This window comes from Actinacidiphila epipremni (assembly GCF_012034175.1).
In the GTDB taxonomy this organism is placed as follows: domain Bacteria; phylum Actinomycetota; class Actinomycetes; order Streptomycetales; family Streptomycetaceae; genus Actinacidiphila; species Actinacidiphila epipremni.
The window spans coordinates 119,087-139,859 of the sequence record NZ_JAATEJ010000012.1 but is presented as its reverse complement, the minus strand read 5'-3'; the positions used below and the strand labels follow the sequence as shown (position 1 = coordinate 139,859).

General features: G+C 73.4%; 12 protein-coding genes and 1 pseudogene. 8 read left to right on the top strand and 5 right to left on the bottom strand.

The window, feature by feature from the left end:
• Positions 1-18: 18 nt before the first annotated feature.
• Entirely contained in the window at positions 19-993 is a 975-nt protein-coding gene (gene sigJ, locus HCN08_RS17065; RefSeq protein WP_167983952.1) for an RNA polymerase sigma factor SigJ, read from the top strand.
• 27 nt (positions 994-1,020) lie between these two features.
• Here sigJ and HCN08_RS35410 read toward each other — a convergent pair whose 3' ends face one another.
• The 4 genes from HCN08_RS35410 to HCN08_RS17045 all read right to left on the bottom strand — a co-directional run bounded on the left by HCN08_RS35410 (position 1,021) and on the right by HCN08_RS17045 (position 5,611).
• Positions 1,021-1,422, bottom strand: coding sequence for an ATP-binding protein (locus HCN08_RS35410; RefSeq protein ID WP_322974495.1), 402 nt, complete (start codon positions 1,420-1,422; stop codon positions 1,021-1,023).
• Between the two features lie 430 nt (positions 1,423-1,852).
• A complete protein-coding gene (locus HCN08_RS17055; protein ID WP_167983950.1) occupies positions 1,853-2,620 on the bottom strand; it encodes an enoyl-CoA hydratase/isomerase family protein in 768 nt (255 codons plus the stop codon).
• A gap of 17 nt (positions 2,621-2,637) precedes the next feature.
• Positions 2,638-3,873, bottom strand: coding sequence for a L,D-transpeptidase (locus HCN08_RS17050; RefSeq protein ID WP_407648815.1), 1,236 nt, complete (start codon positions 3,871-3,873; stop codon positions 2,638-2,640).
• Between the two features lie 496 nt (positions 3,874-4,369).
• Positions 4,370-5,611, bottom strand: coding sequence for a L,D-transpeptidase (locus HCN08_RS17045; RefSeq protein ID WP_407648813.1), 1,242 nt, complete (start codon positions 5,609-5,611; stop codon positions 4,370-4,372).
• Between the two features lie 234 nt (positions 5,612-5,845).
• Here HCN08_RS17045 and glgX point away from each other — a divergent pair, with 234 nt between their 5' ends.
• The 7 genes and pseudogenes from glgX (at position 5,846) to HCN08_RS17010 (ending at position 17,874) form a co-directional block, all read left to right on the top strand.
• Positions 5,846-8,140 carry a glycogen debranching protein GlgX gene (gene glgX / locus HCN08_RS17040; protein WP_167984016.1) on the top strand — a complete coding sequence of 765 codons (2,295 nt, stop codon included), beginning with the start codon at positions 5,846-5,848 and terminating at the stop codon, positions 8,138-8,140.
• Positions 8,141-8,213: 73 nt separating this feature from the next.
• A complete protein-coding gene (locus HCN08_RS17035) occupies positions 8,214-9,503 on the top strand; it encodes an MFS transporter (protein WP_407648812.1) in 1,290 nt (429 codons plus the stop codon).
• A 60-nt stretch (positions 9,504-9,563) separates the two neighbouring features.
• Positions 9,564-10,310, top strand: a complete 747-nt coding sequence (locus HCN08_RS17030) for an SDR family NAD(P)-dependent oxidoreductase (protein WP_167983947.1) — start codon at positions 9,564-9,566, stop codon at positions 10,308-10,310.
• 156 nt (positions 10,311-10,466) lie between these two features.
• Entirely contained in the window at positions 10,467-12,413 is a 1,947-nt protein-coding gene (locus HCN08_RS17025) for an ABC transporter ATP-binding protein (RefSeq protein WP_167983946.1), read from the top strand.
• 470 nt (positions 12,414-12,883) lie between these two features.
• Positions 12,884-14,680, top strand: a pseudogene (locus HCN08_RS17020) (ABC transporter ATP-binding protein); the annotation flags it as partial.
• 459 nt (positions 14,681-15,139) lie between these two features.
• Complete coding sequence (locus HCN08_RS17015; RefSeq protein ID WP_167984014.1) at positions 15,140-17,500, top strand: M4 family metallopeptidase; 2,361 nt, start codon at positions 15,140-15,142, stop codon at positions 17,498-17,500.
• Positions 17,501-17,667: 167 nt separating this feature from the next.
• Complete coding sequence (locus tag HCN08_RS17010; RefSeq protein ID WP_167983944.1) at positions 17,668-17,874, top strand: cold-shock protein; 207 nt, start codon at positions 17,668-17,670, stop codon at positions 17,872-17,874.
• A 100-nt stretch (positions 17,875-17,974) separates the two neighbouring features.
• Here HCN08_RS17010 and glgP read toward each other — a convergent pair whose 3' ends face one another.
• Positions 17,975-20,584, bottom strand: a complete 2,610-nt coding sequence (gene glgP / locus HCN08_RS17005) for an alpha-glucan family phosphorylase (RefSeq protein ID WP_167983943.1) — start codon at positions 20,582-20,584, stop codon at positions 17,975-17,977.
• Positions 20,585-20,773: the final 189 nt, after the last annotated feature.

Below are 20,773 nucleotides of genomic sequence, written 5' to 3'. Positions count from 1 at the left end.
CGAAGGAGCGTCCGCGCCATGACCACCCCATCCGCCGGGTCCGCACGTGGCGCGGACGCCGGCCCGGACGCCGGCCCGGACGCCGGCCCGGACGCCGGCCCGGACGCCGGTCCCGGTGAGCGGCGCCGGCTGATCAACGTCGCCTACCGGCTGCTGGGGTCGCTCGCCGAGGCCGAGGACGCCGTCCAGGAGGCGTACGCCCGCTGGTACGCGATGTCCCCGCCGGCGCGGCAGGCCGTCGCCTCGCCCGCCGCGTGGCTCACGACGGTCACCAGCCGGGTGTGCCTGAACGTGCTCGGCTCGGCCCGCGCCCGGCGGGAGACCTATGTGGGCGAGTGGATCCCCGAGCCGCTGCCCGAGGGCGCGCAGTGGGGCGGCGGGCGGCCGGGCGCGGGCGGCGCCGATCCGGCCGACCGGGTCACGCTGGACGAGTCGGTCAGCCTCGCGCTGCTCGTCGTCCTGGAATCGATGACGCCGGCCGAACGTGTCGCGTTCGTCCTGCACGATGTCTTCTGCCACACCTTCGCCGAGGTCGCCGAGGTCCTCGGCCGCAGCCCCGCGGCCTGCCGCCAGCTGGCCTCCTCCGCCCGCCGCCGGGTCCGCGACGCGCGGCCCTCGGCCACGCCGGCGGCGCAGCGCGCGGGCGTGGTCCGCAAGTTCCGGCACGCGTGGGAGGCCCAGGACATCGCCGCCCTGATCGCGCTGCTGGACCCCGGCGCCACGGCGGTCGCCGACGGCGGGGGCCTGGCCGTGACGTTCGTGGAGCCCATCGCGGGCGGCGAGGCGATCGCGTACGCCTGGGCGGAGATCGCCCGCCGCAGGCCGGCCGGCATGACGTTCCTGGAGCGTACGGTCAACGGGCAGCCGGGGCTGGTGGCCGAGCAGGACGGCACCGTCGTGACGGTCTTCGCCTTCGACGTCGACGGCGACCGGATCACCCGTATCTGGGTGGTGCGCAATCCGGAGAAGCTGCGCCACTGGACGGCGGCCTGACGCCTCGCGCGCCGGCCGGGGCCGGCCTCAGCGGTCCTGGACCCGCAGCTCGAACCAGGTGGTCTTGCCGCGCGACTGGAGGTTGACGCCCCAGCGGTCGGAGAAGTGGTCGACCAGGAACAGGCCGCGCCCGGTGACGTCCAGCTCGCGCACCGGCAGCAGGCAGGGCAGCGCCCGCGAGGGGTCGCGCACCTCGACCCTGATCCAGCCGCGCTGGCGCCGTGTCCGCAGCCCGATGCTGAGGGCGCCGGTGTGCCGCACGGCGTTGCCCACCAGCTCCGACGTCAGCAGCTCCACGGTCTCGCCGTAGGGCGCGAGCGCCCATTTGTGCATCACCGCCACCACCATCTGGCGGGCTCTGCCTGCCGATTCGGGCTGCGAGATCAACAGGACCTCGGCGATCGAGGGATCGCCCAGCCGCTCCAGCACACCGCCCTCGGCAACCTCCGCCGCCCCGTCCGTGACAGCGCCTTCCCCGGTGAGTAAAGGTAAGGCGCCCACCGCGGGACCGGACTCCGCCCGCTGCGACTGCTCAGATCCACCCCGGCCCGCCATGGGTTCATCATGGCCGCAAGCACCCGGCTCCGGGTGCCAACCGGCGGAATTGACGCGGGGGAATGAGGGGTTCCGCACCTGCGTCCAGGCATATTCCACTGGCATGAAACAGCTCGGAGCGACCGCTCCCACCTGCAGTGTTGGCGAAGCCAACCATCCCGGTGATCGGTGGCGGCACGAAATTCCTTAAGGTCGCGCTAAGGCCGCCTTAAGGTATGCCGCCACCGGCGGGCGACCACTGTTCGAGAGCATGTACGAAATTCGTACAGAACTCAAGAGCCCGCCACCGGCCGCCGTTCCCGCCTCAGCGGAATTCGGCTTTGCCCGGGCCCTGCTCCACGAAGCTGCGCATTCCGGTCTCGCGGTCGGCGGTCGCGAACAGCCCGGCGAACAGCGCGCGTTCCAGCGCGAGCCCGCTGTCGAGGTCGGTCTCAATACCGCCGTCCACCGCCTGCTTGGCGGCCCGCAGCGCCAGCGCCGGCCCCCGCGCGAGCCGCCCGGCCCACTCCCGCGCGGCGTCGTACACCTCCGCGGCCGGCACCACCTTGTCGACCAGCCCGAGCGAGAGCGCCTCCGCCGCGCCGACCATGCGCCCGGTGAAGATCAGGTCCTTGGCGCGGGACGGACCGACGAGCCGGGCCAGCCGCTGCGTGCCGCCGGCGCCCGGGATCAGCCCGAGCAGGATCTCCGGCTGGCCGAGCCGGGCGTCCTCCGCGGCGATCCGGAAGTCCGCGCACAGCGCCAGCTCGCAGCCGCCGCCGAGCGCGTACCCGGTCACCGCGGCCACCACCGGCTTGGGGATGCGGGCGATCGCGGTGAAGGCCTCCTGCAGCGGGCCGGAGCGCAGCGCCATGTCCTCGTAGGACATGGCCTGCATCTCCTTGATGTCCGCGCCGGCCGCAAAGACCTTCTCGCCGCCCCACAGCACCACCGCCCGCACGTCGGGCCGCGTCCCGATCTCCCGGGCGAGCTGCGTGAGCCGGTCCTGCATGGCGCTGTCCAGCGCGTTCATCGGCGGCCTGGCGAGCGTCACGGTGCCGACGCCGTCGTCGACTTCGAGGGTCACAGTCATGCGGCGAGACTACGGCGTCACGCGGTCCAGTCGTTCCAGCTGAGGTTCCAGCCGTTGAGGCCGTTGTACCACTGCACGGTCTTGTCCTTGGAGTGCACGACCTCGACGACGTCGCCGATCATCGAGCTGTTGTAGAACCACGCGGCCGGGGTGTCGGGGTCGTGCGCGCCGCGCACGTCGTGCAGGCCCACGCAGCCGTGGCTGGTGTTGCTGTGGCCGAAGACCGAGGGCCCCGCCCAGTAGTTGCCGTGGATGAAGGTGCCGGACGTCGTCAGGCGCATCGCGTGCGGCACGTCCTTGATGTCGTACTCGCCGCCGAATCCGACGGTGTCGCCGTTCATCCGGGTGGTGACGTACTTCTCGGAGATCACCATCTTGCCGTTGTACGTGGTGTGCGTCGGGCCGCCGGCGGAGATCGGGATGGTCCTGACCGCCTTGTTGTCGCGGTAGACGGTCATCGTGTGCTTCGAGGCGTCCACGATGCTCACCTGGCGGCGACCGATGGTGAAGTGCACGGACTTCTGCTGCTTGCCGTAGACGCCGGGGGCGCCCTCGACGCCCTTGAGGTCCAGGCTCAGCGTGACCTTGGTGCCGGGCGTCCAGTAGTCGGCCGGGCGGATGTAGAGCTCCTGGCTGCCGTTCCACTTCGCGGCGACCGGCACGGACGGGGCGGCGCTGACCCGCACCCCGTCCTCGACGGCCTTCTTGTTGCTGATCGGGCGGCTGAACCGCAGGTAGACCTCCATGCCGACCCCGACCGTGGAGCCGTCCTCGGGCGTGAAGTAGCCGACGAAGGTGTCCTTGGGGGTCACGGTGGTGAAGGTCGCGTGCTTGTCGGACTCGCGGCCCGCGGCGTCCTTCGCGGTCGCGTCGACGGTGTACTGCGTGGAGGTGTCCAGGTGGCCGCTGGGCGTCCAGCCGGTGCCGTCCGCGCTGATGTCGCCGGGCACGACGGTGCCCTTGTCGTCCTTGACCACGACGCTGGACAGCTTGCCGCCGGTCGCGCCGACCTTCAGCGCGCCCGTCGTCGCGACACCGTCCGCGCCGTCCTCGGGCGCGATGGTGACGACCGCGGTCGAGGCGACCGTGTCGGTCGTCGCCGGCGCCGAGGCACCGGGCGGCGCCTTGTGGTCACCGGACGCGGAATCGCCGCCGCCCCCGCCGCCGCATGCCGCCACCAGCAGCAGCACCGCGCCGAGCGCGAACGCCGACGCCTTCCTCCTGACACCAGGCGCAACGCCTATCGGCTTCACGTCCGCTACTCCCCTTGCCCGCTTCCCGCACCCAACGCCCTGGACACCCCCGGCTGGCGCAAGAAAACCACACCTTCGGCGTGCCGGGGCTCCCAGGAATGTCACCATTGCGTCCCAGATCACTGAGAACGCGATGCGCGCAACGAGCGAAACGAGCGCGATGTGCGCAACGGGCGCGGCGGATGGCGGGACGGCGGGACCGGCTCAGGTGGCCGTGCGCGGTCCGCGGGGCTGTGAAGGTCGCGGCGCCGGTTCGGTGCCGCATCCCATTTTCCGGCAGTCCGGGTTCGAGCAGGACATGGGCCTCACTCCTTGCTGTGCTGTCGTGCAGACGTTCCGACCTGGGCGCGGCGGCGCGCCGCACAGGAGTGCGGTTCCGACGCGCGGTCGTCAAGATCGACGCACAGCGAGGCGATTCGGTTCCCTCTCAAGGGAGTTCACAGCATTACCGCGACTTTTCACAGCTCCGCCACGGAGTTGACGTCAATTTCGCCACTCACAGTGCCGAACCGGCGACCCATTGCGCCCAGGAGAGATTCCAGCCGCTCATTCCGTTGTCGGGCGCGACGGTGACGTCGTGTGAATTCACCACCCGGATCGGGTCACCGACGAGCGAGTGGTCATAGAACCAGCCGGCCGGGGTGTCGGCGCCGCCGCCCTTGGTGTCGAACAGGCCGATGCAGCCGTGGCTGACGTTGGTGCGGCCGAACACGTCGGGCGCGGACCAGTAGTTGCCGTGCACGAAGGTGCCCGAGCGGGTCAGGCGCATCGCGTGCGGGACGTCGGGGATGTCGTACTCGCCGCCGAAGCCGACGGTGCGGCTGTCCATCCGGGTCACGGCGAACTTCTGGGCGATGACCATCACGCCGTTGTACGTGGTGTGGCCGGGCGCGCCGGTGGAAACGTCCAGGCTGCGGACGACCCGGCCGCCGCGCCGGACGGTCAGGGTGTGCGCGGCGGCGTCGACGGTGGAGCGCTGGTCGCGCCCGATGGTGAAGTGCACGTCCTTGGACTGCGTGCCGTAGACGCCGGGGGCGGCCTGCACGTCGCGCAGCCGCAGGTGCAGGGTGACGCGGCTGCCGGGCCGCCAGTACGCGGCGGGGCGCAGGTCCAGGCGCTGGTCGCCGAACCAGTGGCCGACGACGGGGACGGCGGGCTCGGCGGTGACGGTCACGGCGCGCTCCACGGCGGCCCGGTCGGCGACCGGGCGGCTGAAGTCGAGCGAGACGATCATGCCGTCGCCGACGGTGGTGCCGTCCTCGGGGCTGAAGAAGCCGATGACGGTGTGCTGCGGGACGAAGGTGGTGAAGACGGTGTGCCGGGCGGCCTCCCGGCCGTGCGTATCGGTCGCGAGGGCGTCCACGGTGTACTGCGTGGCGAGTGCGAGCCGCCGCGCCGGGCGCCAGCTGCGGCGGTCGGCGGCGAGCGCGCCCGGCACCGCCGTGCCGTCGGCGGCCTGCAGCCGGACGCCGGTGAGGGTGCCGTGGGTGACGCTCACCACGGGGGCGCCGTCGGGGGCGACGTCCTTGGCGCCGTCGCCGGGCGCGACGGTGATCACCGCGCCGGACAGCCGGCGGTCCGCCGCGGTGCCGGCCCCCGGTTTCCCGTCCGGGCCGCTGCCGCCGCCCGCACCGCCGCCCGTACCGCCACCCCCGCCGCCGTCCGCCGCGCCGCCGCAGCCGGCGACCAGCGCCGCACACAGCACCGCACCCGCACCCGCACGCCACGCGCGCCTCACCGCATTCCTCACGCCCCGTCAACGACGCCACCGCGGCCGGGGAAACGCCACCGGGGCGCGCACGTGCGGCGGGCGCGCGCCCCGCGGTGTGAAACCGGGTCCCGGGAGGGGAAGGTAAGGGGCAGGGACACGGCGGGCCGCCGGGCACGGGACGCCCAGGCGAGGCCGAGGCCGGGTCCGAGCCGCGGGAGGACCTACGTGTCGCAGGCACGCGAATCCGGCGTATCCGGCGCCGTGTCCGGTACGCCCGGCGCACCAGGCGCCGCCGGTACGCCCGGCGCGCTCACCGCTCCCCCGCCGCAGCGCCCCGCGCCCTCGGCCGCCGGTGCGCGCCGGGCGCACCCCGCCCCGCGCCGGGCCGCGGTGTGGCCGGGCTCGCCGCAGCCGCTGGGCGCCCGCTTCCACGCCGGGCCGGACGGGACGCCGGGCACCAACTTCGCGCTGTGGGCGGGCGGCGCGGAGTCGGTCGAGGTGTGCCTGTTCGCGCCGGACGGCACCGAGACCCGCGCCCCGCTGGCCGAGCTCACCCACGAGGTGTGGCACGGCTTCGTCCCCGGCGTGCTGCCCGGGCAGCGCTACGGCTTCCGGGTCGGCGGTCGCTGGGACCCGTGGACGGGGGCGCGCTGGAATCCGGCGAAGCTGCTGCTCGACCCGTACGCCCGGGCGGTGGACGGCGAGTTCCGGCTCGTCCCCGAGGTGTACGGGCATGTACGCGACTGGCCCGAGCCGGAGGTCGCCGACACCGTGCGCGACGACCGGGACTCCGCGCCGTTCGTGCCCAAGGGCGTGGTCGTGGACGACGATGACGACTGGGAGGACGACCACCGCCCCAAGACCCCGTGGTCCGACACCGTCATCTACGAGCTGCACGTACGCGGCTTCACCCGCCGCCACCCCGGTGTGCCGCCCGAACTGCGCGGCACGTACGCCGGGTTGGCGCATCCGGCGGCGATCGCGCATCTGACCTCGCTCGGCGTGACGGCGGTCGAGCTGCTGCCGGTGCACCAGTTCGCGCACGAGGACCACCTGGAGCGGCGCGGCCTGGCCAACTACTGGGGCTACAACTCGATCGGCTACTTCGCCCCGCACGCCGGCTACAGCGCCAGCGGCTCGGGCGGCGGGCAGGTCGGCGAGTTCAAGCGGATGGTGCGGGCGCTGCACGCGGCCGGTATCGAGGTGATCCTGGACGTCGTCTACAACCATACCGCCGAGGGCGGCCGGGGCGGCCCGACGCTGTCGCTGCGCGGCATCGACAACCGCGGCTACTACCGGCTCGCCGAGGACCCGCGCGGCTACGCCGACTACACCGGCTGCGGCAACACCCTGGCCGTGATGCAGCCGCACGTCCTGCGGCTGATCACCGACTCGCTGCGCTACTGGGTGACGGAGATGGGCGTCGACGGCTTCCGCTTTGACCTGGCCGCGGCGCTGGCCCGCGCCATGCACGACGTCGACATGCTCTCGCCCTTCCTCGCCGTCATCGCCCAGGACCCGGTGCTGCGCCGCGTCAAGCTCATCGCCGAGCCCTGGGACGTCGGCTCGGGCGGCTACCAGGTGGGCGCCTTCCCACCGCTGTGGACGGAGTGGAACGACCGTTTCCGCGACACCGTACGGGACTTCTGGCGCGGCGCCACCGCCGACGTCCGGGACCTCGGCTACCGGCTGTCGGGCTCCAGCGACCTGTACGACTGGGGCGGCCGGCGGCCGTACGCGTCGGTCAACTTCGTGACGGCGCACGACGGTTTCACGCTGCGCGACCTGGTCAGCTACCAGGGCAAGCACAACGAGGCCAACGGCGAGGACGGCCGGGACGGCTCCGACGACAACCGGTCGTGGAACTGCGGCGCGGAGGGCGAGACCTCCGACCCGCACGTACTGGCCCTGCGGCGGCGGCAGTTGCGCAACCTCCTGGCGACGCTGCTGCTGTCCACCGGGGTGCCGATGCTGGTCGCGGGCGACGAGATGGGCCGCACGCAGGGCGGCAACAACAACGCCTACTGCCAGGACAACGAGACGAGCTGGGTCGACTGGTCGCTGCTGGCCGACCCCGGCTGGGCGGCGCTGCGCGACCTCGCCGCCCGGCTGATCGCGCTGCGCCGGGCCCATCCGGTGCTGCGCAGCGGCGGCTTCTTCTCGGGCCTGGCCACCGCGCCCGAGGGGCTGCGCGATGTGGCGTGGTTCGGCGCGCACGGGCGGGAGTTGACCGACGAGGAGTGGTTCGCGCGGTCGGCGACGCTGGGGATGTACCTGTCGGGCGCGGACATACCGCACCGCGACGCCCGCGGCGAGCCGGTCGTCGACGACAGCTTCCTGCTGCTGGTGCACGCCGACCACCGCGACGCCACCTTCACCCTGCCGGGCCTGCCGTGGGGTTCGGCGTACGACCTGCTGCTGGACACCGCGCTGGAGGAGCAGTCCGCGCCGCCGCCGCGGGAGCCGGCCGCGGCGGGCACGGCGGTACGGCTGGGGGCCCGCTCGGTGCGGCTGTACCGGGCGGTGCGCGAGGGCCCGGGCGGCACAGCGGTGTGAGGTCCATCCCGGCGCCGCCCGGGGAGCGGAATTGCACTGGACGCGGGCAATGGTCCAGTCCAATATGTGCCCAGTGACCTCCTCCGCACCCCGCTCCGGGCCCGCAGCAGACTCACTGTCCGGCGCGCCGTCGCTGCCGGCGGCCGGCCCCGCGATCTGGTCCCGCAACTTCCGGCTCTACTTCACCGCCCGCTCCGTCGCGATGCTCGGCGACACGATGCTGCCGGTCGCGCTGTCGGCCGGGCTGCTGTCGTACGGCTACTCCGCGGGTGACATCGGCCTGGCCATGGCCGCGACCACCGCGTGCTTCGCCGGCTTCGTCATATTCGGCGGGGTCGTCGCGGACCGGTTCGACGCCCGCCGGATGATGATCGGCGCGGACCTGGTGCGGGTGTGCACGCAGTCGGCCGTCGCGGTGCTCTTCCTCACCCACAGCGTGCGGTTGTGGGAGGTGGTCGTGGTCGGGATGGTCAACGGCACGTGCGCGGCGACCTTCCAGCCGGGCGTGGCCAGCACCCTCGTGCGGGTCGCGCGGGATGTGCAGGGCGCCAACGCCGTGACCAGGACCGCGGAGTCCGGGGCGACGCTGGCCGGACCGGCGCTGGCCGGCGTCCTGGTCGGGTTCACCTCCGCCGGCGCGGTGTTCGCGGTGCACGCGGCGACGTATCTGACCAGCGCGCTGTGCCTGCTGACGCTGCGGCTCGCGCCGGTCAAGCGGCCTGAGGGCGCGAAGGCCGGCACCGGGGAGCGGCGGCCGGGCAGCTTCCGGGCCGATCTCGCCGAGGGCTGGCGGGAGTTCCGGGCCCGGACGTGGATGTGGGCGGTCATCCTGGTCTGGACGCTCTACACGATGTGCGTCATGGGCCCGTTCACGCCGCTGGCCGCGGGCCGGATCATCCCCGCGCACGGCGCGGGCGCGTACGGCCTGGTCAACTCCGCGCTGGGCGCGGGCACCGCGGTGGGCGCGCTGACCGCGATGCGCGTGCGGGCCGAACACCCCCTGCGGGCGGGCAGTTTCGGGATCTTCGCGATGGCGCTGATGCCGCTCTCGGTGGGCCTGGACCTGCCGGTGCCGTGGGTGTGCGCGTGCGTGTTCGTCGCGGGCGTCGGCGGCGCGGTGTGGAGCATCAACTGGGCGACCAGCGTGCAGACCCAGGTGCCCGGCGACATCCTCAACCGCATCCACGCCTACGAAGTCGCCGGCTCCGTCGCGATGTTCCCGGTCGGCCAGGCCCTCGCCGGCCCCGCGGCGGCGGCCTTCGGCACCCGGCACGTCCTCCAGGCCGGCGCGGTGGTCGCCGTCTGCACCGGCACCGCGCTGCTGTGCATCCCCGCGGTACGGGGCCTGCGCCGGGCGCGCTGACGGTTTCGACGGCCGATTACCGCCAGACCCCGGCGGGGCCGCGCACCAGGATCGTGAGCCATGGACACCACCGAATTCCGAGGGAGAACGGCGCTGGTCACCGGGGGCGCCCGCGGTATCGGCGCGGCCGTCGCGCTGCGCCTGGCGGCGGGCGGCGCGGACGTGGCGCTGACGTACGAGCAGGGCAAGGACCGGGCCGAGGAGGTCGCGGCCCGCATCCGCGGCCTCGGCCGCCGGGCGCTGGCGCTGCGGGCCGACAGCGGGGACGCCGCCGAGGTCGAGGGCGCGGTCGAGCGTACGGCGGCGGAGTGGGGGCGGCTGGACGTGCTGGTCTGCAACGCCGGCGTCTACACCACCGGCGCGGTCACCGAGCTGGGCCCGGACGCGTTCGACCGCACGGTCGCCGTCAACGTCCGCGGCCCCTACCTCGCCGCCCGCGCGGCGGTGCGGCACATGCGGCCCGGCAGCCGGATCGTCAGCATCGGCAGCAACGTCGCCGAGCGCACCCCCTTCCCCGGCCTGACCCTCTACGCCCTGACGAAGTCCGCGCTCGCCGGTATGACCAAGGGCCTGGCCCGCGATCTCGGCCCGCTCGGCATCACCGTCAACCTGCTGCACCCCGGCCCCACCGACACCGACGCCAATCCGGCGGACGGCCCGTTCGCGGAGACCGTACGCGGCCTGACCGCGCTCGGGCGGTACGCGGAGCCGGCGGAGATCGCCGAGGTCGTGGCGCATCTGGCGTCGGGCGGGGCGTCGTACATGACCGGCGCGGTCGTCCACGCGGACGGCGGCTTCACGGTCTGACGCGGGGCCCGGCGGGGCCGGGCGGGGCCGGGGGCCGGGCGTCACCCGTCCGGCCCCTGTCCGGGCCCGTGCGGCCCCACGCGGTCCGGTGCCGGCACGCGGCGCGGCGGAAAACGGGGTGAAGAGTGTCAGTGGGCGACCGTAGTGTCAGGAGTGATGTCTGCCGCCGCCCCTGACCCCGCGCCCGCCGCCCGCCCGCGGTCCTCGCTCCGCTCCCTGCTGCGGCTGTGGCCGTACGTCCGGCCGGTCCGCGGCCGGCTCGCGGCGTCCGCGGTGATCGGCGTGGTCGCCTCCAGCATGGGGCTGCTCATCCCGCTGGTGCTCAAGTGGCTGGTGGACGGGCCGGTCGGCGACCGGGACCCGTCCGGGGTGTGGCTCGGCGGCGGGCTCGTGCTGCTGCTCGGGCTCGCGGAGGCGGGCCTGTTCGGGCTGCGGCGGTGGCTGGTGGCCCGGCCGCTCGCGGGCGTCGAGGCGGCGATGCGCGCGGATCTCTACCGGCGGCTGCAACGGCTGCCGGTCTCCTTCCACGACCGGTGGGCGTCCGGGCAGTTGCTGTCCCGGGCGACCACCGATCTGATGATCCTGCGGATGTTCCTGGCCTTCCCGCTGGTCTTCCTCTTCGTCAACGGCACGACGATTTTGCTGGGCCTGGGCATCCTGCTGGCGCAGAGCCCGCTGCTGACGCTGGTGCTGCTCGGGCCCGCGGTGCCGCTGATGATCCTGTCCTCGCGCTTCGAGTCGCAGTACGCGCTCGCCGCCCGCCGCGCGCAGGACCAGGCGGGCGACCTGGCGACGCTGGTCGAGGAATCGGTGCTCGGCATCCGCATCATCAAGGCGTTCGGCCGGCACCGCTCGCAGTCCCAGGCCTTCCACGGCCGCGCCCGCGAGCTGCGCCGCACCGAGCTGCACAAGGCGCGGCTGCTGGCGGACCTGTGGGCGGTGATCATGACGCTGCCCGAGGTCGCGATCGGCGCGGCGCTGGTGATCGGCGTGCTCCAGGTCTCCGACGGCAAGCTGTCCGCAGGCACGCTGGTGGCTTTCCTCTCCACGGCCCTGGCCCTGCGCTGGCCGGTCGACTCGATCGGCTTCCTCCTCGCCATGAGCAACGAGGCGGCCACGGCCGCGGACCGCTACTTCGAGCCGATGGACACGCCGGGGGCGGAACCCTCCGGGGGCGCGCCGGAGGACGCGGTGCCTCCGGCCACCGCGCCGCTGGACGGCGACCCCGGTGCGGGCCTCCGGCCCGCCACCCGCCCCCCGGCGAACACCGCCGCGACCGGCTCCGCGCCGGCCGATGGCGCGGGTGCCGGCGGGGGGTTGCGGATGGAAGGCGTCGGGTTCCGTTACCCCGATGCGCCGGGGGACAGTCCGCCGTTGCTCACGGGTGTGGACCTGCACATCCGGGCCGGGGAGACGATGGCGCTGGTCGGGGCGACCGGCAGCGGGAAGACGACGCTCACCGCGCTCGTGCCGCGGCTGCATGTGCCGACGTCCGGGCGGATCACGCTGGACGGCGCGGACACCGCGCTGCTGCCGGTGGCGCGGCTCCGGGAACTCGTCGCGGTGGCCTTCGAGGAGCCCACCCTCTTCTCCGCGAGCGTGCGGGAGAACGTGGCGATGGGCGCCGGCCCCGGCGGCGCGGACGAGGCGGACGTCCTGCGGGCGCTGGAGGTCGCGCAGTGCGGCTTCGTGCACGCGCTGCCCGAGGGGCTGGAGACGCAGGTCGGCGAGCAGGGGCTGAGCCTGTCCGGCGGGCAGCGGCAGCGGCTCGCGCTGGCCCGCGCGGTCGTCGGCCGGCCGCGGTTCCTGATCCTCGACGACCCGCTGTCCGCGCTGGACGTGCACACCGAGGCGCTGGTCGAGGCGGCGCTGCGCGAGGTGCTGCGGGAGACCACCGCGCTGGTCGTGGCCCACCGGCCCTCGACCGTGCAGCTCGCCGACCGGGTCGCGCTGCTGTCCGGCGGCCGGATCACCGCGGTGGGCACGCACCCGGAGTTGCTGCGCAGCAGCGCGGAATACCGCCACCTGATGTCGGGCCTCGGCCCCGGCGCCGACGACGGCCCCGGCGCCACCGCGCCGCTGGAAAGGAGCCAGGCCCGATGACCTCGGCCACCGACCAGCACCTCCACGACCCCGACGACGCCACCCCACCCGACTCCGCCACCGCAGCCGCGAACGCAACCGCCCCCGACACCGCAACCGCGGGCGCGAGCCGGTCCGGCACCAACACCGCAGGCGCGGGCGCAACCGCCACGGGCACCACAGCCACAAGCGCAACCGCCCCCGGTACGGCAGGCGCAAGCCCGACCACCCCCGACACGGCAGCCGGCGCGAAGCCGCCGGCCCCCGACACCGCAGCCGCAGGCGCGAGCCCACCCGACTCCGCCACCGCAGCCACGAGCGCAACCGCTACCAGCGCCGAAGCCGCAGCCACAGCCACAGCCACAGCCACAAGCGCAACCGCCCCCGGCGCGGCAGCCGGCCCGGCATCGACCGCCCCCGGTGCGGCACCGGCCGTCGCCGGCGCGGCAGCCGACGGGGCCCCGGCCGCCGCCGGCCCGGAGGCCGGGGCGGGTGAGGGCGATGCGTTCGCGCAGGACGTGTTGCCCGCGCCCGCCGACGCCCAGTCGGCACTGCTGCGGTCGCTGCTGCGCCCGCACCACGCGCGGTTGTGGCTCGCGGCCGTGCTGCTGCTCGTGCAGCAGGCCGCGGTGCAGGCGGGGCCGCTGCTGGTCGCGTATGCGATCGACCACGCCATCCCGCAGGTGCGGGACGGGCGGCACGGGGCGCTGGTCGCGGTCGCGTGCGGGTATCTCGGGTGCGGGATCGCCGCCGGGCTGCTGCAGCGCGGCTTCATCCGGGCGGCTGCCCGGGTCAGCCAGGACGTGCTGATCGACCTGCGGGCGCGGATGTTCCGGCATGCGCAGACGCTCAGCCTGGACTTCCACGAGCGCTACACCTCCGGCCGGCTGATCTCACGGGCGACCTCCGACGTCGAGTCGATCAGGGAGCTGCTGACCGACGGCCTGGAGGAGCTGCTCGGCGTCGTGCTGAGCACCGTCTACATCTCGGTGCTGCTCATCGTGCTGGACTGGCGCCTGGGCCTGGTCACGCTGCTGTCGTACGGGCCGCTGTACGTGGCGATCCGCGGCTACCAGCGGCGCTCGATGGTGGCCTACCGGCGCCGCTCGACGGCGATCGCCGCGGTCATCGTGAAGTTCACCGAGACGATGAACGGCGTGCGCCCGGTGAAGTCCTTCCGCCGCGAGGTGCCCAACGACGCGGCCTTCGAGGAGCTGAACCACCGCCACTACCGGGCCAACGGCGACGCGATCCTGGAGATGGCCCGCTACGTCGTCGGCTCGCGGCTGATCGCGAACGTCACGGTCGCCGGCATCGTCGTGTGGGGCGCCTACCGGGTCGCGGGCGGCGCGATGGCGCTCGGCGTGCTCGCGGCCTTCGTGCTGTACCTGCGGCGGCTGTACGACCCGATCGACCGGCTCGGGATGTTCCTGAACTCCTACCAGTCCGCCGCCGCGTCGCTGGAGAAGATCGCCGGCCTGCTGGCGCAGACGCCGGGCGTGCCGGAGCCGGAGCGCCCGGTGCCGCTGCCGCCGGCCGCGCAGGGGCGGCCGGGCCGCGAGGTGGTCTTCGACCGGGTGAGCTTCGGCTACCGCACCGGCGGCGAGGTGCTGCCGGCGTTCGACCTGCGGCTGCCGGCCGGCCAGACGGTCGCGGTGGTGGGCGCGACGGGCGCGGGCAAGTCGACGCTGGCCAAGCTGCTGGCCCGGTTCTACGACCCGAGCGGCGGCCGGGTGCTGCTGGACGGGGTGGACCTGGCCGACCTGGCGCTCGCGGACCTGCGGCGCGGGGTGGTGATGGTGACGCAGGAGGCGTTCCTGTTCTCCGGCACGGTCGCGGACAACATCGCGATCGGCCGCCCCGACGCGACCCGCGAGGAGGTCGAGGCGGCGGCCCGGGCGATCGGCGCGCACGACTTCATCGCGGCGCTGCCGGACGGCTACGACACCGACGTCCGCAAGCGCGGCGGCCGGATCTCGGCGGGCCAGCGCCAGTTGGTGGCCTTCGCCCGCGCGCTGCTGGCCGACCCGGGGGTGCTGATCCTCGACGAGGCGACGTCGTCGCTGGACATCCCCGGCGAGCGGGCCGTGCAGCACGCCATGCGCACCGTCCTGACCGGCCGTACGGCGGTGGTCATCGCGCACCGGCTGTCGACGGTGGCGATCGCCGACCGGGTCCTGGTCATGAGCGACGGCCGCATCGTGGAGGACGGCACGCCCGCCGCCCTGATCGCCGGCCAGGGCCACTACGCCCGCCTGGACGCCGCCTGGCGCGACGGCCTGGCCTGAACCGCCCGGCACGCCGGCACCGCACGCTGGCCTGAACCGTGCCCGCCGGGCCGCCGCCTCGTACGGCGTCCCGGCGGCCGGCCGTACCGCCACCGGCCCCGCACCCCCGCCGTATCGTCCCCTTTGCGCAGATCCGCCCCGGTCGCGGGCGTGCGAGATTTCTCGCGGGCGCAACACCGCTCACACAATCGCCCGCTATGCGGACGCCCACTCCCGGACATCGAACGAATTTCGGCCAAGTTGAGACCATGGGACTGACATGAACAGGTAAAGAGTGCCACTCTGTGCCCCGTTCCACAGCACATCCACAGCTCTATCCGGGCGGATCACCAACCCCACCCGCCCGGCCTGTCACCGGCCGCGCACCCGCGGTCGCCGCAGAAGGAGTGACGAGTGGCACGATCCCCCCGTACGGCCCGCACGGCGGCAGCCGCCGGTGCGCTGATCGCCGGTGTGGCGATGGTCGCCGTGACGCTGCCGGCCGGCACCGCGGCGGCGGACCCCGCCGCACAGACCGGCTCGGCCGCCGCGCAGGCCGCCGCCGCGCACGCCCAGCCCAGGGCCGGCGCACTGCCCGCCGCGCTGACGCCCGCGCAGCAGTCGGCGCTGGTCGCACAGGCCGCGGCGCACACCGCGCAGACCGCGGCGTCGCTGCACCTGGGCACGCAGGAGAAACTGGTCGTCAAGTCCGTGGTCCAGGACGCGGACGGCACCACCCACACCCGCTACGAGCGCACGTACCAGGGCCTGCCGGTGCTCGGCGGCGACCTGGTGGTGCACTCCAGCGCGCTCGGCGCGACCACCGGCGTGGACAAGGCGACCAGCGCGACGATCGCCGTGCCCTCCACCACCGCGCGGCTCAGCGCCGCCGAGGTGAAGGCCGACAGCCTCTCGCGCATGAAGGCGGTCCACAACGACTCCGCCACGGTCGACTCGACCCGCAAGGTCGTCTGGGCCGCCGCCGGCACCCCCGTGCTGGCCTGGGAGACCGTGCTCGGCGGCTTCCAGGACGACGGGACGCCCAGCCAGTTGCACGTCATCACCGACGCCACCTCCGGCAAGGAGCTCTTCGAGTACCAGGGCATCGAGACCGGCGTCGGCAACAGCGAGTACAGCGGGCAGGTGAACATCACCACCACGCTGTCGGGCAGCACCTACCAGCTGACCGACAACACCCGCGGCGGCCACAAGACGTACAACCTGAACCACTCGACGTCCGGCACCGGCACGCTGTTCACCGACGCGGACGACACGTGGGGCGACGGCAACGGCACCACCGCGCAGACCGCGGGCGTGGACGCCGCGTACGGCGCCCAGGAGACCTGGGACTTCTACAAGAACACCTTCGGCCGCAACGGCATCGCCGACGACGGCCGGGCGGCGTACTCCCGCACCCACTACGGGAACTCCTACGTCAACGCCTTCTGGGACGACTCCTGCTTCTGCATGACGTACGGCGACGGCAGCGGCAACGCGCACCCGCTGACCGCCCTGGACGTCGCGGGCCACGAGATGAGCCACGGCGTCACCTCCAACAGCGCCGGCCTGAACTACTCGGGCGAGTCCGGCGGCCTCAACGAGGCGACCTCGGACATCTTCGGCACCGGTGTGGAGTTCTACGCCAACAACTCCTCGGACCCCGGTGACTACCTCATCGGCGAGAAGATCGACATCAACGGCGACGGCAGCCCGCTGCGCTACATGGACAAGCCCAGCAAGGACGGCGGCTCGAAGGACTACTGGTCCTCCAGCCTCGGCGGCCTGGACGTCCACTACTCCTCGGGCCCGGCCAACCACCTCTTCTACCTGCTCTCCGAGGGCAGCGGCGCCAAGGTCATCGGCGGGGTGAGCTACAACAGCCCGACCTACGACGGCCTGTCGGTGCCCGGCATCGGCCGGGACAACGCCCTCAAGCTCTGGTACAAGTCGCTGACCGAGCGCTTCACCTCCACCACCAACTACGCGGCGGCCCGCACCCAGTCACTGCAGGCCGCGGCCGACCTGTGGGGCCAGGGCAGCGCCACGTACAACACCGTCGCCAACACCTGGGCGGCGATCGGCGTCGGCAGCCGGGTGTCCAACCCGACCGGCGTGACGGTGACCAACCCGGGCAACCAGTCGACCAAGGTCAGCACCGCGGTGAGCCTGCAGATCCAGGCCAGCTCCACCACCTCGGGCGCCCTGACCTACAGCGCGACCGGCCTGCCCCCGGGCCTGGCGATCAACGCCTCGACCGGCCTGATCTCCGGCACCACGGGCACCAGCACCGGTACGTACAACGTGACGGTGACGGTCAAGGACTCCGCCAACGCCACCGGCACCGCCTCCTTCACCTGGACGGTCACCAGCAGCGGCGGTGGCGGCTGCACCGCCGGCCAGCTGCTGGCCAACCCCGGCTTCGAGAGCGGCAGCTCCGGCTGGACGTCCTCCTCGGGCGTCATCGACAGCAGCAGCGGCGCCCCGGCGCACTCCGGCTCGTACAAGGCGTGGCTGGACGGCTACGGCACCACCCACACCGACACGCTCTCCCAGTCGGTGACCATCCCGGCGAGCTGCACCAGCGCCAACCTCACCTTCTACGTCTACATCTCCACGCAGGAGACCACGACGTCCAGCGCGTACGACAAGCTCACCGTCGCCGCCGGCAGCACCACGCTGGCCACCTACTCCAACCTCAACAAGACCAGCGGCTACGTCCAGAAGTCGCTGAGCCTGACGCCGTACATCGGCTCGACGGTGACGCTGAAGTTCACCGGGGCCGAGGACGTGACGCTCGCGACCTCGTTCCTGATCGACGACACCGCCGTCAACGTCAGCTGACCGGCTGATCCACCCGTTCGGCGCAGGGCGCCCGGACCGGTCCATGGGCCGGTCCGGGCGTCCTTCGTTTTTTGACCGGTTTCCCCGGTGTGGGGTGATTCTCCCGGGCGACCTGCATCCGTACAGTGCGGATCTGGAAAGTGCCCCACCCGTAGGAGATGGAAATTATGGCAACCGGAACCGTGAAGTGGTTCAACTCGGAAAAGGGTTTCGGCTTCATCGAGCAGGACGGCGGCGGCTCGGACGTCTTCGCCCACTACTCGAACATCCAGTCGACCGGCTACCGCGAGCTGCTGGAGGGCCAGAAGGTCTCGTTCGACGTCACCCAGGGCCAGAAAGGCCCGCAGGCGGAGAACATCCGGACGCTCGGCTAGCGCCCGGCTCCCCTTCTGCGAGGCCCGCACCCACCGGTGCGGGCCTCGCCCCGTTCCGGCGGCCGGCGGACGCCGGAACGGGGACGGGGACGGGGGCGGCTCAGCGCAGCACGCCGGCCGTCATGCCCGCGGCCTGCGGCGGTACGGCGACCAGGCCGAGCTCGGCCGGGTCGGCCAGCAGCGGGTGCGCGGGCAGCACCCGGACGGTGTAGCCGAACGAGCCGGTGCGGTCCAAGGTGAGCGGCCCCTCGTAGCAGTAGCGGCCGGCGGTGTCGGCGCGCCCGGTGGGCTTGAGCGAGACCACCGTGGGGTCGGCCATCCGGTCGGCGGCGTCCACCCGCCCGGACACCAGCTGCACGTCGATGTCGGCGGGGTCGAGGCCGCCGAGGCCGATCCGGGCCCGCAGGGTCAGCGTGGAGCCCAGCTGCGGGGTGCCCTCGACGGAGTCGCTCTCGACATGGTCGATGGTCACCTGCGGCCACTGGCGGCGCAGCCGGTTCTTCCACTCGGCCAGCTCCGCGGCGGCGGCACCCTGTATGGCGCGGTGGGAGCGGGCGGCGGGCGCGTACAGCCGGTTGACGTAGTCGCGGACCATGCGGCCGGCCACGACCTTGGGGCCGAGCGTGGTCAGGGTGTGCCGGACCATCTCGATCCAGCGCTGCGGCACCCCGCGTGCGCCGCGGTCGTAGAAGCGCGGCGCGACCTGGTGCTCCAGCAGGTCGTAGAGCGCGGCGGCCTCCAGCTGGTCGCGGCGGTCCTCGTCGCTGACGCCGTCGGCGGTGGGGATGGCCCAGCCGTTGTCGCCGTCGAACCACTCGTCCCACCAGCCGTCCAGCACCGACAGGTTCAGGCAGCCGTTGAGCGCGGCCTTCATCCCGGAGGTGCCGCACGCCTCCAGCGGGCGCAGCGGGTTGTTGAGCCACACGTCGCAGCCCGGGTAGAGCAGCCGGGCCATCCGCATGTCGTAGTCGGGCAGGAAGACGATCCGGTGCCGCACCCGCGGGTCGTCGGTGAAGCGGACCAGCTCCTGCACCAGCCGCTTGCCGCCGTCGTCGGCGGGGTGCGCCTTGCCGGCCACCACGATCTGGATCGGCCGCTCGGGGTGCAGCAGCAGCTCCATGAGCCGGTCCTGGTCGCGCAGCATGAGCGTGAGCCGCTTGTACGACGGGACGCGGCGCGCGAAGCCGATGGTCAGCACGTCCGGGTCCAGCACGCTGTCGGTCCAGCCCAGTTCGGCCTCGCCGGCGCCGCGCTGCCGCCAGGAGGCCCGCAGCCGGCGGCGTACGTCCTCCACGAGCTGCTCGCGCAGCTCCCGGCGCAGCTCCCACAGCGCCGTGTCGGGGATGCCGCCGAGCGCCTCCCAGCAGTCGGTGCCGCCGGTCATGAGGGCGTCCTCGGCGCGCTGGGCGCCGATCTGCTTGGCGCCGAGCCGCAGCACCTCGGGGGCGACCCAGGTGGGGGCGTGGACGCCGTTGGTGATGGACGTGATCGGCACGTCCTCGGGGTCGAAGCCGGGCCACAGGCCCGCGAACATCTCCCGGCTGACGGCGCCGTGCAGGGTGGACACGCCGTTGGCGCGCTGGGCCAGGCGCAGGCCCATGACGGCCATGTTGAACAGGTTGGGGTCGCCGCCGCGGTGGGTCTCCATGCCCAGTTCCAGAATCCGCCCGGTGTCCACGCCGGGCAGTTCCGCGCCGTCGCCGAGGTGGCGGGCAACCAGTTCCCGGTCGAAGCGGTCGATGCCGGCCGGCACGGGCGTGTGGGTGGTGAAGACGGTGCCGGCCCGTACCGCCTCCAGGGCGGCGTCGAAGTCCAGGCCGTCCAGGGACAGCTCGCGGATCCGCTCCAGGCCGAGGAAGCCGGCGTGGCCCTCGTTGGTGTGGAAGACCTCGGGCGCGGGGTGGCCGGTGATGCGGCAGTACGCGCGCACGGCACGCACCCCGCCGATGCCCAGCAGCATCTCCTGGAGCAGCCGGTGCTCGCTGCCGCCGCCGTAGAGCCGGTCGGTGACATCGCGCTCGGCGGCCTCGTTGCCCTCGACGTCGGAGTCGAGCAGCAGCAGCGGGACCCGCCCGACCTGGGCCTTCCAGATCCGGGCGTGCAGCGACCGGCCGCCGGGCAGCACCAGGCTGGTGCGGGCGGCCGAGCCGTCGGCCTCGCGCAGCGGGGTGACGGGCAGCGAGTTGGGGTCGAGGACGGGGTACTGCTCCTGCTGCCAGCCCTCGCGGGAGAGCGTCTGCCGGAAGTAGCCGTGCCGGTAGAGCAGGCCGACGCCGACGAGCGGGACGCCGAGGTCGCTGGCGGCCTTGAGGTGGTCCCCGGCGAGGATGCCGAGGCCGCCGGAATACTGCGGCAGCGCGGAGGTGATGCCGAACTCTGGTGAGAAGTAGGCGATGGCCTCGGGCAGGTCGGTCTGCTCCTGGTACCACCGGGGGCCGGCCAGGTAGTCCGACAGCTCGTCGGCCGCGGCGGCCAGCCGGCGCAGGAAGCGCCGGTCCGAGGCAAGTGCCGCGAGCCGCTCCTTGCCGACGGTGCCGAGCAGCCGCACCGGGTCGCCCTGGGCGGCCCGCCAGCCCTCGGGATCGATGCTCTGGAACAGCTCCCTGGTTTCCTGGTGCCATGACCAGCGCAGATTCTGGGCCAGATCCCCCAGCGGGCGCAGAGGTTCCGGCAGGACGGTGCGCACGGTGAATCGACGGATAGCCTTCACCCTTCGACCGTAGCCCCGTCGGAGCGGGGCCCGCGGGTCCTGTCCCCATTCCGGTGGTTCAAACGCTCGAACGGCGGCTCACTGGAGTGCGGGCGGGTGGGGCGCGGGCGCGGGCGCGTTCAACCATCCGGACCAGAGGCGACCGGGAAATGTCAGCGCGGGGCGATACGGGGGGCTCGGATCACACGG

Excerpts from the sequence above, each read along its gene's own strand:
- sigJ (WP_167983952.1), top strand. The coding sequence starts at position 19 with ATGACCACCCCATCCGCCGGGTCCGCACGTGGCGCGGACGCCGGCCCG.
- HCN08_RS17055 (WP_167983950.1), bottom strand. The coding sequence starts at position 2,620 with ATGACTGTGACCCTCGAAGTCGACGACGGCGTCGGCACCGTGACGCTC.
- HCN08_RS17030 (WP_167983947.1), top strand. The coding sequence starts at position 9,564 with ATGGACACCACCGAATTCCGAGGGAGAACGGCGCTGGTCACCGGGGGC.
- HCN08_RS17025 (WP_167983946.1), top strand. The coding sequence starts at position 10,467 with ATGTCTGCCGCCGCCCCTGACCCCGCGCCCGCCGCCCGCCCGCGGTCC.
- HCN08_RS17015 (WP_167984014.1), top strand. The coding sequence starts at position 15,140 with ATGGTCGCCGTGACGCTGCCGGCCGGCACCGCGGCGGCGGACCCCGCC.
- HCN08_RS17010 (WP_167983944.1), top strand. The coding sequence starts at position 17,668 with ATGGCAACCGGAACCGTGAAGTGGTTCAACTCGGAAAAGGGTTTCGGC.